Origin of the sequence: Ginsengibacter hankyongi (assembly GCF_008710285.1) — a bacterium.
GTDB classification, from domain to species: domain Bacteria; phylum Bacteroidota; class Bacteroidia; order Chitinophagales; family Chitinophagaceae; genus Ginsengibacter; species Ginsengibacter hankyongi.
In genome coordinates this window covers 272,719-287,782 of sequence record NZ_VYQF01000004.1, presented here as the reverse complement: position 1 = coordinate 287,782, position 15,064 = coordinate 272,719, and the positions used below count along the sequence as shown (strand labels likewise).

The 15,064-nt window shown below is 38.9% G+C and carries 11 protein-coding genes; 1 reads left to right on the top strand and 10 read right to left on the bottom strand.

The features are described from left to right. Positions 1–78 precede the first annotated feature (78 nt). The 9 genes from FW778_RS15675 to FW778_RS15635 form a co-directional block, all read right to left on the bottom strand. Entirely contained in the window at positions 79–1,626 is a 1,548-nt protein-coding gene (locus FW778_RS15675; RefSeq protein WP_150415743.1) for a phosphatase PAP2 family protein, read from the bottom strand. Between the two features lie 18 nt (positions 1,627–1,644). After that, on the bottom strand, positions 1,645–2,586 hold the full coding sequence (locus FW778_RS15670; RefSeq protein WP_202552284.1) for a transporter: 942 nt from the start codon (positions 2,584–2,586) through the stop codon (positions 1,645–1,647). Between the two features lie 55 nt (positions 2,587–2,641). After that, a complete protein-coding gene (locus FW778_RS15665) occupies positions 2,642–3,727 on the bottom strand; it encodes a hypothetical protein (protein WP_150415742.1) in 1,086 nt (361 codons plus the stop codon). Between the two features lie 66 nt (positions 3,728–3,793). Next, entirely contained in the window at positions 3,794–5,146 is a 1,353-nt protein-coding gene (locus FW778_RS15660; RefSeq protein ID WP_235906287.1) for a vanadium-dependent haloperoxidase, read from the bottom strand. 58 nt (positions 5,147–5,204) lie between these two features. Then, positions 5,205–5,630, bottom strand: a complete 426-nt coding sequence (locus FW778_RS15655; RefSeq protein WP_150415741.1) for a hypothetical protein — start codon at positions 5,628–5,630, stop codon at positions 5,205–5,207. Beyond that, positions 5,627–6,493 (bottom strand): hypothetical protein, encoded by an 867-nt coding sequence (locus FW778_RS15650; protein WP_150415740.1) that lies wholly within the window; start codon positions 6,491–6,493, stop codon positions 5,627–5,629. Before FW778_RS15650 ends, FW778_RS15655 begins: the two co-directional genes overlap by 4 nt. A 30-nt stretch (positions 6,494–6,523) precedes the next feature. Beyond that, positions 6,524–7,852 carry a vanadium-dependent haloperoxidase gene (locus tag FW778_RS15645; RefSeq protein WP_150415739.1) on the bottom strand — a complete coding sequence of 443 codons (1,329 nt, stop codon included), beginning with the start codon at positions 7,850–7,852 and terminating at the stop codon, positions 6,524–6,526. Between the two features lie 95 nt (positions 7,853–7,947). Next, positions 7,948–8,523: a hypothetical protein gene (locus FW778_RS15640; protein WP_150415738.1), complete on the bottom strand. Its 576-nt coding sequence runs from the start codon at positions 8,521–8,523 to the stop codon at positions 7,948–7,950. Further along, the gene (locus tag FW778_RS15635) at positions 8,520–10,550 is read right to left on the bottom strand and encodes a glycoside hydrolase family 65 protein (RefSeq protein WP_150415737.1); all 2,031 of its coding nucleotides are present in this window, start codon (positions 10,548–10,550) and stop codon (positions 8,520–8,522) included. The genes FW778_RS15640 and FW778_RS15635 overlap by 4 nt, the downstream gene beginning before the upstream one ends. Positions 10,551–10,718: 168 nt before the next feature. On the opposite strand from FW778_RS15635, the gene FW778_RS15630 reads away from it, so the two are divergent. Continuing rightward, positions 10,719–11,660, top strand: coding sequence for a hypothetical protein (locus FW778_RS15630; protein ID WP_150415736.1), 942 nt, complete (start codon positions 10,719–10,721; stop codon positions 11,658–11,660). Here the strand turns inward: FW778_RS15630 and FW778_RS15625 are convergent. Beyond that, entirely contained in the window at positions 11,635–15,030 is a 3,396-nt protein-coding gene (locus tag FW778_RS15625) for a VCBS repeat-containing protein (RefSeq protein ID WP_150415735.1), read from the bottom strand. The genes FW778_RS15630 and FW778_RS15625 overlap by 26 nt on opposite strands. Between the last annotated feature and the right edge of the window lie 34 nt (positions 15,031–15,064).

The window sequence follows — 15,064 nt, the reverse complement described above, 5'->3', positions numbered from 1 at the left end:
TAGGACCGTATTAACACTGATTACGAAAAAATCTTTATTAGAATCCTGTTTTAAACAGGAACACGTTTACCCTATATTTTATTCAGCCCCATCCGTCATTGCCCTGTATACAGCAAAATCTCCAATGCTTTTACCGACCTTCAAACCTGCATCGCAATCCAGTTTGGTATGTATCCCGGCAATAAATCTTGATTTGGCAGCTTCTGCAGACATGGCTTCATATTTAGAAGCATTGGCAGGAATAATATGGCCTAATATAGTAGATGCAGACTCACTAAAAGTTGAATGACCGGAAATATAAGATGGGAAATTAGGAACACCCGTTAGTGTCTTTATATCAGCAATCATTTGACTTGGTCTTGGATTGAAGTAATAAAATTTGGTATTCCAGCAAACAATCGCTGCATCCATCTGTCCCATATTCAATAAAGCCATATTTCTCGCCCATCTTACCTCGCTATAATTTTGTTTTATAAAATCATCCGCAGCAATAGCATTCCAATGGCCGGAAGGGGTAAAAGTACCAACCCCATCAGCCCAAAATTGAACAATCCGGTTCTGCTCTCTTGTTGGATTTTTGATTTGAGCACAGGCAGCGGCATTTTCCTGGTGGAAGTCGTCACTTGATGTTGAAGGTGGGGGTCCCGGGCGCAATGCAATCACCGTTAATGAATCAAACAGAAATGGTTTAACGTTTCCAAACAATGGCAGCATGGGAGGGCGTTTGGGAAATTCCAGGCTAATCCAGGGAGTTTGGCCCTGGGCAGAAATATTAGAAGCTAAACTACTCCATAACTGAGGAGATCCGCCAGCTGCGCCTGCATGATCCGATTTGGCACGTGCAACAAATACAGCGGCAACCTGCCTGCCCAGCGCCTCACCGGCAACAATATCGCTGCGTACATTAGCTCCGCTTATCAGACGATATTCTTCTTCCTCTTCCAGCTTTTGCTGAATGAAGGCTATCTCAGTAGGAAAAAGCAATTTCATCATTTCGACTGTAACACCTGCCACTACAGCATCTTCTGAAGGGTAAGCCGGTAAAACAGTTTTAGGAACCAATGCTTTTATCGATGAATCTACTGTATAAGGGGCAGAACGATTATACATTTTTTTATAATACCATGCAGCCACCAATGCATCATATTGTGCAGCACTTATATAAGCAAAAGCTCTTGCCGCATATGGAGGATTTGAAAATGGAAACTGCGGGTAAGCAAACGGATTGTTTGCATTGGGAGCAGGGTACGTGCCATCAGGATTTTGATAGGGCGGGAGATTATATTTTTCAACCAGTTCCCGCATAATTTCATTCCATCTTAATACTGAACCTGCGCTCCAGTATTTAATGATACTTTTTTGAGCGCTGTTTATATTTTGCTGCAACCCTTTTATCTCATTTAACTCAGCAAGGTAGGCCGGGGAATTTGTTAGCGCCGGAGCATTCACTGCAAAAGTATCTGGCCTTTTTAGTAAAATAGTTTTCCAGGTACCTGCATTAATATCGATATCAGATGGCGTGAGTGCAGGTAAATTATCTGTTCTTTCAATTATATTTTTTGAACAGGAGCCTAACATTGCTGCTGAACATATAAGCATTAAGTAAAAGAAAAATTGCCTTTTCATATTAATTCGTTTTTGATATTATTTTTTGTTTCCGTTGTTTTTTACATAAAAAGCATAAAAAGCCCCGATGTTAAAAGCGCCGGCCTGCCCTACATTCCTTCCTGTAACGGTATAGTTGCCTCCTGCCATTACTGATAAGTGCGTATCTTGTTTCAAAGTATATTTAATAGCTGCGCCGACTGTGGTCATATTCATCCGGTTACTTGGAAAAGGCATATTATTACGGGTTATATCAAAGCCACTCAGGGTTGTCCAGTTGGTTACAACCCCTTCTGCTATTAAGTATCTACCCCGATACCCGCTCCTAAACTGAAATTGAGCTGCATTGGGCATTTCCACCTCATTGGTAAGATGTTGCCGGGTATCGTAATAAGTTGTTCTGTCAATTTTTACATTACTTCTCCATACATACGCCCCGGATGCAGTAATTGTAAATCTTTTATGCTGAAAATCTACCATTGCCTTTCCTGTAAGATTTGTAGAACCAAGGCCAATGGTTAAAGGCAGGTAATCAATTTCGTAATTGGTAAGCGGTGTGGAAAAACCACCTAATGCAAAAACAGATAATTTATTTTTTGCGAATGAATAAGCAACAGGTTTCCATTTTACAAAAACAGCTATATCCTGTAGCCCCCTGGAGCTATGTAATGTTCCTGCAGATGCATGGGTCCAAACATAAGGCGCGCTGGCCATTACGTTTAGTTTTCCTGTGATGCCATAAACAGCCATATACATGACCGATTGCGTAGTTACAGTGCCTATGTTTCGATTTATTCGGTGTAATGTTCCCTCCCAGTAATGATCCCATGTAGAATAACCATACGCAGGCCCGCTGCATAATTGATTTTTATTCATCATAATAGCATCAGCATCTGTTTGAGCCTGCATCTGACTAAAAATAAAAACTGAAAAAGCAAGTAAGCCGATTTGTTTTATTTTATAAATAATATTTTGATTCATTGCATTTGTTTTGATAAATTTTATAATTAATAGGTTTTACATCTTAATTTCTTAATTAAAATCTTGTTGTAAAGCCAACATTAATTGTATAATCTGCAAATGCTGCATCTCCCTGGGTGTAAGTGCCGGTTAGCTGAGTTTGAATTTTATCGGCTACACTTTGAGTACGATTGCGCTCGAAAGCAACGGGCACAAATGCATAAACACTTATCTTTTTGAAAGTGTAGGTTACTCCAGGTTCTGCAGAAAGTATATATCCCGGCCTTCTGAAACCTTTACTGCCTCCTATTAAATCATGAACAGGCAGGCATTCGTCTCGAAAGCCCAGAGAGAAAATAAAATCCTTCGCTGTAAAATTGGCTCCGGCTCTTATCATATACTGATCCGGAACACTCATAACAAAACTTCCGTTTTTAATGCTTGCAGCGGAAGGAGTGCCTCCTCTTGAAGTAAGTGTACCATTTTGCTCACGCGGGCTCACGAGGTAATATAAATTACTGTACACGCTAAAGCTTTTAGAGAAATTATAATAGGCATTCAACTCGGTACTAAATCCGGTGCCACCATCACCTAACTGAATGGATTGATCTACCGGTCCAAGCACAAGGGTTGAATCATTTTTATGGAAAATGTCCTGGTATTTATAATCACCTGTTGGCAATTTAATGCCCAATCCAAATTGGATATTTCCTTTGGGCATTTTTGCAGGATCAAGAACCCACCTGTATGCAGTAAGACGAACATCCCCCAGGCCAAATGCATGGGTAGTAAACCGGTGCTTTCCATCATGTTCGTATAAGGATGACCGTGAGTTGGCTATAACAGGCACATCTATTGAGAAAGACCACCATTTATTGAGGTGATAGGTTGGTGTAAGATCCAGGGTATAAGCGTGATTAATAACTTCGGTACCCAGCGCTACTCTTTGCTTTTGTTCTTTCGTGCCTACAAAGTGCCGAAACGATTTGAAATAACGGTTGTTGGCATTGAATTCCCATTTGGAAAGAGTATCAGTTTCCGAACCATGATCCATAGTACATATACCTCCTGTACTGCGTATGGCAACGCAGCCTTGCGCCCTAACATTATTTGAAATACATAAGATAAAAAAAACGCTTAATAAAATTGATAATTGTTTCATAAAAAGTTTTTTTTGGATTGATAATTATTTTTAAAATTTGGTTTCAATCAATTTGGATCTACGATTTTATTTTAAACTCTTTGCTTCCTTAGCGTTTAATTTGCTCATCACCAGATTGCCAATTTGTTTGCCTTGCACATAAGCTGTCAACACAGATGGTTTGTAATGTATACCTCCGTAAAACCTGCTGTAAGAAACTTCAACTGCTGCCTCATCTGATGTTTTAAAACTACGATCTGGCCATCCCCATTCCCGTTCCGAAGAATCTCTGAAAGCAGTATTTTTAAACATAGACCCCAGTACTGTAGCTGCTGCCGCTGAAATGGTAGAGTGGGCACTGTTATACTCAGGAAATGGGGGGGTTTGCAGATAGGGCATCCAGTCCTGGTTAATATATTTATTTATATACGTTTCCGGACGAAGAACATCAAATTTATATTTTGTAAACCAACAACAAATAAATGCATCGTAAATACCAATACTTGCGCCGGTATAAGCAGCTGCAGTTTTATAAAAGTCTGCGTTATTATTTCTGCAAATAGTACCAACCACTTCCATCCAATGCCCGCCAGGCGTCATTGCTTTTGTTGCAAACATTGCATGGCCTTCCACATGTAATTTAAAACTGTTGCAATCCCAAAAATTGGCAATCCATTTTTTGGTTGAATCAAGCGTATTGCCAGTTACCATCACCTCTTTAGCCATTTTATAAAATTCACTGGCAGAATCTTTACTAAAAGGAACTGGCGGTGGCGGTGGAAACATATTTGCCGAATCCATAACCATACATCTAAGCGTGGGCCATTTAGGTTCAACGGCGCTGAAATATCCGGGAGGTGTTGGAGTCCAGTGGCCCTCCAGGTTGGATATCGTAAAACGTGATCCACGAGTTTGAGCATAGTTATCTTTTTTGCTCCAGGAAAGAATTGAATCTGCAACCTGGTTACCGAATTGCACTGAACCGTCAAATAAGTCATCGGGCATGCCGGCATCTTTAGCAAGCGATTTTACTGAATCAGCAAGAAGCTTCATGGTATCGCTTGAAAAGGTAAGAGCATTTCCTACTTTAATTAAAGCAACTATAGAAGCAAAAGGATAATCAATTTTGGCATTTGCGGCAGGACGCGGGACATTATTCAATCCTTTTACTTTTCCTTCTAAAGAAGAAAGATGGTCTTTATTATTTGCTAGTACTTCATACGCCGCAAGATTGGAATACGCAAAAACTCTGGCTGCGACAGGGGGAGAAAAAATATCGTATATGATCACATAATTCAGCTTATGCACCACATCGTTATATAAAAAAGGATTATGCATAATCTTTACGTAGTCATTTTTTTTCTGGGTACAGGAGGAGAACAGTATTACAAAGACTACTGTAAACAACAACATTGAACTAAAAACCGGGTTTCTTTTCATACTTTATTTTTAAGAATTGATTTTGCTTTTTTGCGTTTTACATTGGTGAAATAATATTTTAAAAAGGCCAAAAGGTTACCTTATCCTTTTCGGAATTGTACCCTAATTTGATACTATCTGTTACAATATCCCCGCGTTTGTACCTGGTTTTGTATCCAATGTCTACGGTAATGCTTACAATTGAATCCGGATGCTTCGAAATTTCAATTACTGAGTCGAGGCATTTCTTGTTAAAAACCGAATCTTCATGGCTCAGTGATAAATGCTCATACGTAAACCTGTAGTCGTTGATGTTATCCGCCACAGTTTTCGTCACCACTTTTGCTCCCACTATTTCATAAGGTTTCGGGTCTTTCATTTGAGGAATAACACTTGCTTTCATAAAATCTAATGCTAAACTTTCAATATGCTTGGGATCAATTTTATTACTGCTGCTATTGTTACAGGAAGAAATAATAATACATATAAACAGTAGTTTTTTCATTTAAATAGCATTTTATAAACAGGTAATGAAAAATTTATTCTTGCCCGGTTATAATTGAGCCAACGGGAACCTGATTTGCCCACTAAATCCTTTTTTGCAACGGATGATGGAATGCCTAAAGCGAACCAAAGTGCCAGGATTGCGCCATAGCTTCCTCCACGCTCTATCCATTCAAATATTTCATAGTGCGGATAAAAAAGCTCGCTTATTATTTTCCATACAAACAGTAACAATACAAATGAGCGGATCGGACGGATCAAAACCCAAAGCCCGGCAACAATTTCGAATATGCCAATAAACCCCGCTGTTTTAACAGGATTAACAAAGCCCAACCTCATGTACAGGTCAACCAAATCTTTTTTGTCTATTATATTAAGCCATCCGTGCCCAACAAAAAGAAAACACACCACAAACCGTAGGCAAGTGGTTACCGCCCTTAATAATTTCGTATCAACAAGAGCAGCCGGTTTTACCGGGGACAGCATTTTTTTTAACGTGTCGCCAGCGTAACCAGAAAGAATAATGAGTGCCAGCGGAGCTCCAAAATTTCCGGAACGTTCAATAAATTCGGCAAATGGCTCACCAGATAATGGCCTTAGCAAAGCGGTGACTGCACCCCATATAACCAGCCATGTTATAATCGCACGCATTGGGTATACCAGAATGATAATACCCATTAATACATCGATGCTCCCTACAATTGGCATTAAGTGATAGGACGTACCAGGTGAAATTCCAAATACACCAAAATAATTACTCCAGATAGATTTGGTAATAATTCCAAATGAACCATGACCTATGAAGCACATGGCAGAAGCAATTCGCAATGTGTAGTAAATTTTCTTTTCAGCTAAAAACTTCAACTTTCAAATATTTTTAGTTTAATAAATTATTTATCCCTTTTTCATTTTCAAACGATTCACCACCAGCTCACCTACTTTCTTTCCATATTCTGTGCTGACAATACAGGAATGGTGAAAATGAATTCCGCCGTAAAATCTTGCCCAGTTATTTTCTTCAGCAGCATCCCTGAAGGATTTATAACTACGGTTTTTAATTCCAAATTCAAGCTCAGTAGAATCGGTATAAGAAAAGTTGTCGCCAAAAACACTCGTTAAGACTTCGGCTGCTGCCGAGGAGCAAGTGGAGTGGCCACATGTATATTCAGGAAATGGAGGAGTTTGCAAATAGGGTTGCCAGCCGGCATCAAAATACTTATTAATCACTGTTTCAGGCCGCACGGTATTGTGGCGATATTTTTCGTCCCAACATTGAATAAAAGCGTCGAATAAAGCAATGCTGGTTTTCGCATAGGCATAAACGGTAGTCGGGAAGTCGGCTTTGGATTTTTCAGCCGCGATCCCTACAATGCTCATCCAGTGGCCGGGAGGGGAAAACTTTTTGCTTCCAAACATAACATGTCCGGACACGTTTAATTTAAAAGGATTATCGTCCCAAAAATCTGCTATATGCTTTTGTTCCGGCGTCAGGTTTTCTATCGCATTTTTTATAAGCATTACCTGCTTGTAATAGTCGCTGTTGCTATCCTTTACGTTAAACGGGTATGGTGGCGGGGGAACAAACTCAGTAGCACTATCCATTACCAGCGTCCTTATCTGGTTCCAGTGTGGCTCCATTGCTGAAGCATAAGCAGGAGGTGTGGGCACCCACCTGCCAGGCTCATCAGTTACCGAATATTTTTCTGCACTTCTTGTTTGAGCATAATTATCCTTTTTACTCCAGTTTAAAATTGCATGCGAAATGGTATCAGAAAATGCAACAGAATTATTAAAAACATCTGTAGGCATTCCATGGTCGGTTGCGAGCTTTTTAAGACTATCTACATATTCGTCCATGCTTCCTTCAGGAAAAGTAACTGAGCTGCCTAAATTGCAATAGGCCAGTAAGGAAGCAAATTCGAAATTTATTTTTTTGCCTTCTCCGGGGCGAGGCATTGATTTAAGCCCATTAAGCTGGCCTGCGAGTGATTGATATTTTTCCGGATAGCCCGCAGCTATTACCTCGTAGGCAGCGATGCTTGCATACAAATAATTTCTCGATGCAACAATGGGGCTGAAATTATTTCCCATTACCACCCCGTTTAACTGGTAAACAGTTTTGCAAAACAGGATGGGGTTATTAAAAACAGCTACGTAGTCTTTTTTTGAATTACATCCCCACAGTATAATAACACTGCAAGAAAATAAAAGGAATTTCCTCATACAAGAAAAAAAATTTGAACGACCAATCAATAAATACAATTGATACATTACCATGGTAACTATCAAAGCGAAGACTTTAATTAACTAATAAGAAATTATGCTCCCAACTGATCAGGAGGCTGTTCAGGAGAAACGTGTGGAGAAGAAATTAATGATTCTGAATCCACAGCAGGCCATGAATTCATATTATTTTCATAAGGGTTTACGGTATGCAAAGCGAATGAATACTGATCATATTCGCCCTGGAGAATTTTAAACGATATCGTTTTGGAATTATCAGACTTCTTTGAATTGTTATTTTGGGTTAAATCATTAGACATCTTGAAAAAATCATTCTTGGCTGTTTCAAGTGTCATTTTTTTAGTGTTCGGTATGCACATTAAGTAAAGCGTATCATTAGATACTTTTCTTTTTACATATTTGTACATGATGCCATCCATCTCAATTTCACCGTTATATCTTTGATAGGCCGACCAGTTAGTTTGATAAGGAAGATTCATCGGAACTTTTAATTCAATCAGGTCCGCATCACTGTATAAACTCTTATCCAGCTTCACTTCCAGCTGATCTGATACTTTCTGCTGCATATAGGTAAAAACAAACCTGTATCCAAAAAGATTGAATAAAAACAGAGTGATGAAAAATAAAGCAGTTGTCTTTTTCAGTATCAATTTATCGTAAATGTTTTTTTATCTTTCCCGATACCGGTTAAAATTAAGGATTTCCATTGTTTTGGCAAAGAAGTTTTTATTTGAGTTATTCCCCGGGGAGTTATATCAAGTCCGCCGAAGCCCATAAGCACACTTTGCAAAAATCCCCCGGCACCTGTTGCAAAATATGGATTGGTACCTCCCGCAGTTTCTGCCAAAACGCCAAAGGGTTCTTTTTTATTAGGAATAAATGATTCTTTAAATGCATTCCAAGCTTTGTCCGGTTCGTTTAACTTTGCATATAATAAAGCAAAAATTGCATGAGTCATTGCGGGAGAGCCTTCTCCTACCCGGTCTTCATAATAGGTCAGATCTTTTCTTATCTGTTGTGGATCTGTTATCTCTTTTAATGGATAGGCCAGCAGGTTTACATCCACTTGTTTAATTTTTTGCCCATGGTATCCTTCAAATTCAGCCGTTACCCCGTCGTTCAATTTTAAAATCGGGATATTCTTTTCTACATCTATCCATTCATTATCTACCGGCTCATGCAAAATATTTGCAGCCATAACTGCATAGTTTAAATTCGCTTTTGCGGCAGCGTTAGTAAAGGCATTATTGTCAACATTCTCGGCCCATTCATCGGCGGCAACTACATTTTTTATATCATATTTACCCGGACCATTTTTTTCGACACGGCTTGCCCAAAAATCAGCGCATGCTTTAATTATGGGGAAGCCTTTTTCTCTTAACCAAGAAGTATCCTGTGTTACGGCAAAATAATTCCACGCGGCGATAGCAACGTCGGCGGTAATATGATGTTCGAAGGGGCCACTCAATGCCCACACCGGCGTTTCTTCGTTGCCGGTAGCTGCGCTTTCCCATGGATACATGGCGCCTTTATAACCGTGGGCAAATGCATTGTGCTTTGCTTCAGCCAGTCTTTGAAAACGATATTCAACCATACTTTTTGCCATTTCAGGATGAAGCACCAATATTGCAGGAAACATCCATAATTCAGCATCCCAAAATACGTGGCCGTTATAACCCAATCCGCTTAAACCCATGGGTGACGGGCTATAAGATGTTCCTTCTCTTACAAATGAATACAGATGATACATAGCAGCATGCACATCCCGCTGGCTTGCATCATCACCATTAATAATTATATCGCTCTTCCATAAACTATCCCATGCGGCATTATGAAATTGAATTAATTTTTGCGTGCCCTGCAGCTTTGCATAAATAACATACCGCTCCGCTTCATTCAATGGATCGTCATGCTGGGCCGTGGTTATAGATGCACCGGCGATGGCAAAATGGTAAACTGTTCCCGCTTTTAAATTCTTTTTAAATTTTGATAAATGCATATTATTATCCCACATCTCGTGAATTAATTGCGGCTCAGAACCATGCGGTTCATCAAACAAAAATGTAGTTGAAGATGCGAGGGTTAATTTGCCCGTCGGGCTTTTTGCAATTGAAGAAAGCAGGCTTAGTGTTACGTGCGGCCTGTCTATCTGGTTGTAATAATTCTGCACATCTTTTAATTCATCCGGCGCTTCCATTACACTTGCAGGAATTATTTCGATATCTTTTTTTGCAGTGATAGTTACATCAACCAATACTGTGTAAGGAAGATTTCGTAATGCATAATAAGTATAAGAAACTTTTGCCTTATCGGCGTAATCGAAAGTTGTTGTAAGATTTGCATGCTTCATATCCAATACCTGTTGCATATTTGCGGCATCACCCGCGCCAATCCGATGCCCGTCAATATCGAGGTACATATTCACCAGGTTAAAACTCTTCAAAAAATTACTCACTCGTCCACGGCCATATTGGTCGTAGGCGCCGTTAAGTACCACATCTTTACATTGCAATGGAATGGGAGACGACACAATTCCTATCACCCCGTTAGCCACCGTTTCTCCATAATAATTGTTGGGATCTATTTTATCAGCAGCTATTTTCCAGGAATCAATTTTTTGGGAGAAACAAAAAAGATAGACGAAATGCAACAGAAACAGGACAACCAATTTTTTCATACCAGGCAGTTTATAAAAATATAAGACGTGTAAATTAATGTTATTTGGTTTAATAAAATTACAAAGCGGCTACCGTGACAAAAAATTTTCCAGAAACGCTTTTGACATTATTTTGAAATGTTTTAAACGGCGATTAGTTACTTTGCAGCCACCTTAATGTATTGATGAATGAAAAAGTGGCTAATAATAGTTGTAGTCTTAATTGGTTTGTTGGTAACGTATGCATATGTGTTTTTACCAAAAAATGTAAATAGCTCTATTGTTGTAAAAATCCATTGTGTTATGAACAGTGCGTCCCGGTATGTGATGAATGAGACTAAATGGCCAAAGTGGTGGCCGGGAACGATAATACATGATAGTGTATCTAATAAAGATATATTTAACTATGAAGGATGCCGATATTTAATAACTGAAATTAAATATAACGCGATTTTAATTGAAACGCAGGCTAATGGATTTAGCATAAGCGGAACTATGATATTCTTACCGCTCAATCCCGATAGCATCCAGGTAGAATGGAAATATGGACTCGAAACAACTGCGAACCCGATAAACAGGCTGCATCTTTATTGGGAATCGAAAAAGATAAATAACAACCTATTGAATATCATGAAGAGCATGAAAGCATTCCTTGATAAGCCCGAAAATGTTTATGGCATGCACATAGATCAAATTTTAGTTAAAGATACCCTATTGGTAACAACCAATTTTTCATCGCCTCAATATCCCACTACACAAAAAATTTATGATTTGATAAATGGAATTAAAACCTACATCGCATTGAATCATGCTAAGGAAACCAATTTCCCTATGTTGCATATATGGCAGGATAGCGGAATATATAAATCCCAGGTGGCGATCCCGGTAAATGTGGTAATACCTCAAAACCATATGTACCTTATTAAAAGAATGGTCCCTGGAAAAATTTTGGTAGGGCAGGTTACCGGCGGAGCATATACAGCTAATGAGGCCATCAGGCAGATGGGAATATTTATGACTGACCATGCTTTGTCGTCTCCGGCTATACCTTTCGAATCTTTAGTAACCAACAGGATGGAAGAGCCCGACACTTCAAAATGGATCACTAAAATTTATTATCCCGTTTTTTAAAAGGGCTATCGTCTTTAAATTTTATAACCATAACGCTGTCATTGTTCCTTGCAAGAATATAAGCTTCCTCCCTGCCAATATTTATTTTTTTGATGTGGCGAACTTCCCCTTTAATCTGCAAACCATTAATACTTTCACAATCAAATTGCCCATTACCTTTATTTATTAAGATCGTTCCAAAGTCAGCATCGTTTCTTCCCATCTGGATATTGTTATCATAAAAATTTCCAACCATTAATATATCGGGCAGACTATCATTATTAGCATTTACTACTACTGCATCTTTATATGGACTTAACTGCGCCAGCCAGGGCAAGGGCATCGTTGCAAAATTTAAACCTGCTTTGCCACCGGCCAGGTTTCCTTTATTCATTAAAATAGAATTGGAAAAATAATCGGCAGTTAAAACCGATGCATTCTTCAATTTATCGGCGGAGAATATTTCGTCTAAACTGGCTTTGGCAAAATCAGATGCGTATAAAAATCTTTTCTTTATTACAGGTATTTGTTTCTGCAATTCATCTTTATTGGCAAAAGGAATTTCGTGCCCGTCGAGGTAATAGGTAAGTACCTGCTCCTTTTTGCCGTTATCATCAAAATCGTTAAAGTACAATCTAACTGGCTCTGTAGACGAAGCGGTTAAGCGGTTATTTAATCCTTCATTTCCTGCTATAAGATCTATATTTCCATCTCCGTTCACATCCACGGGCAAGGTAAAATTCCACCAGCCTTTTTTATCGGTAAGCAATTGTTTTTTGAAACTGCCATTTTCATTTATGAAAGCACATACCTCTCCCCATTCAGGCGATATGATCAAATCTTTCCGACCATCTTTATTAATATCGAACCATAAAGCACTTCTTACAAAACCAACTTTTGAAAGCTCACTGCTGTATTGCGCTGTAACATCTTTAAAATGCCCTTGTTTATCATTTTCCAATAAGTAAGATTGGGGAACCTGCCCATATTCCCATGGCACCGCCCTGCCGCCAATAAATAAGTCTGCATATCCATCACCGTTAAAATCGTAAGGAACTACACAGGATGCTGTAAGATAAATATTATCAAACGCATGATCGAGCAATGTAAAATGCTCATGTCCATCATTTAAATACAAACGTGGTTGCTGGTATTTATCATTGCCATAATATTCATTGCCTCCGGATGCAATTACAAGATCGGTTGTACCGTCATTATTAACATCAACCCAGGCAGCATCCACATCTTCATAAGTGCTGTCGCTATCTAGACCGGGCTGATCGGATTTCTCAAATTTACCCCCGGGCCTTTGAAAAAATATAGCGCTTTTATTTCCTTTTGAGGAACCGATAAAAACATCGTCTAGCCCGTCACCGCTAGCATCACCAACGGCAAGTGCAGGTCCCTCCCGGGAAACCATGAAAGGAATTAAAGGTTCCCTGTCAAATTCATTAAAGGGATTTTCTTCCGGTTTAAAATTAAGATTCACGTTTTTTGTTATATCAACCATTTCACGCCCGGGATTTTTCCAATGATTCGTTAGCCGCGAATAATCGTATTTTGGAAGCCCGGCGTGGTATTGAAATTTAATTTGCCTGGAAATATTATTTTGCCAATCAATGGTTTGATAGGTATTATCAGGCCATATCAGTAAAATAGAATCTACTTTCGTCTTATACAAGCCGATATGAATTGGAATTTCCATACTTGACTGGAACCCTCTCACAGGATACTTTTCATACGTCCTTATTTCATTACTGTCGTACACAATTACTTTAGCACCTAACGCATTTATATTTTTTGCTGAGCCTGTCAGCTTAATATCGATGTAAGGTTTATTCTTTGCATCATTACTTTTATTTTCATAGATCAATGCCGGATCTTCCAAATTGTTTACCACCACATCAAGGTCGCCATCGTTGTCGAGGTCGGCATAGATGGCGCCATTTGAAAAGGTTGGCCTGTTGTCTCCTATCTCGTCCCCGATATCCGCAAACTTTACATCGCCTTCGTTTTTAAAAAATTTATTCGGCAATTTTATTTCCGGAAATTTTTTTATTAATCCCAGATCTTTTTCATCTGTAACATTCTCTCTCAATTTCTGCTGTATTTCATCATCAGAGATATAATTGACATAATCCATGTCGTTCAACCTCTTGGGAATTCCATTCGAAATAAATAAATCCTTCAATCCGTCATTATCAAAATCCATCCAAAGTGGCGACCACGACCAGTCGGAAGCAGCCACACCTGAGTAAAGCCCGGTTTCACTAAACATACCGTTTCGCCTGTTTAGCTGGAGATTGTTCCTGGTATATTGATAGTTGTAACCATAGCCAATTTTCATGTAGAAAGTGTTGTACTCATCTTCCCCCAAAGAGCTTTTTAGAATGGTACGATCGGAGGGAAGCATATCCATTGAAATAATATCCGGATAAGCATCATTATTTATATCAGCAATATCAACTCCCATGGAGAACTGGCTGGTATGCATTATCCTGTTGGTAAGGTCTTCTTTAAAAGTTCCGTTATGCTGGTTGATATAGAGATAATCATTTTCATGAAAATCATTTCCGACATATAAGTCCGGCCATCCATCCAAATCGATATCCGATACGCCGATACCAAGTCCGTAGCTTATTGCCGAACTGTTGATGGCAGATTCTTTGGTAACATCTGTAAACTTATTATTACCATCATTGCGATACAACCTGTCGCCTGAGAGCACATTGTACGTGCCGAGAAAATTATTGCGTGGAGCAAATGTTCCGTTTTGATGAACAGAATGATTTAATAAAAACATATCAAGATCACCATCGCCATCGTAGTCAAAAAATACTGCCTGGGTACTGAAGCCTGAGAAATCCAGGCCGTATTCGTGTGCTTCGTCTTTATAAAAGGGAACGCCATTTTTATCAATCCCCTGGCAAATGAGTAATTGATTCTTACTATGCAAAGTTTCATAATCACCAACACGGCAAATGTAGATATCCAATAGTCCGTCATTGTTTATATCAACCACTGAAACTCCCGTGGACCAGGCACCATCTTCAGGGATTTTTGCTTCAGCAGTAACATCTTTAAATTTTAATTTTCCCTGGTTAAGATAAATTTTATTATTCCCCTGGTTAGCAGAAAAAAATAGATCAATCAATCCATCGTTATTGAAATCGCCTGCGCCTACGCCTGAACCGTTATAAAAATACATGTACTTGAAAACATTAAACTCTTTGGTAGGTTTCAGTACATTACTAAAATCAAGCCCCGTTGTATTATGATCCAGCACCTGGAAGAGAACTGGTGCATTTTTTTTGTGATTACAAGATGAAAATAAATATAGCAGGAACGTTATTACTACAAGCTTCAAATACCTCTTTATTTTATAAGTCATAATTATTAAATCTGGTTCCGGCAAGGCAACCCTC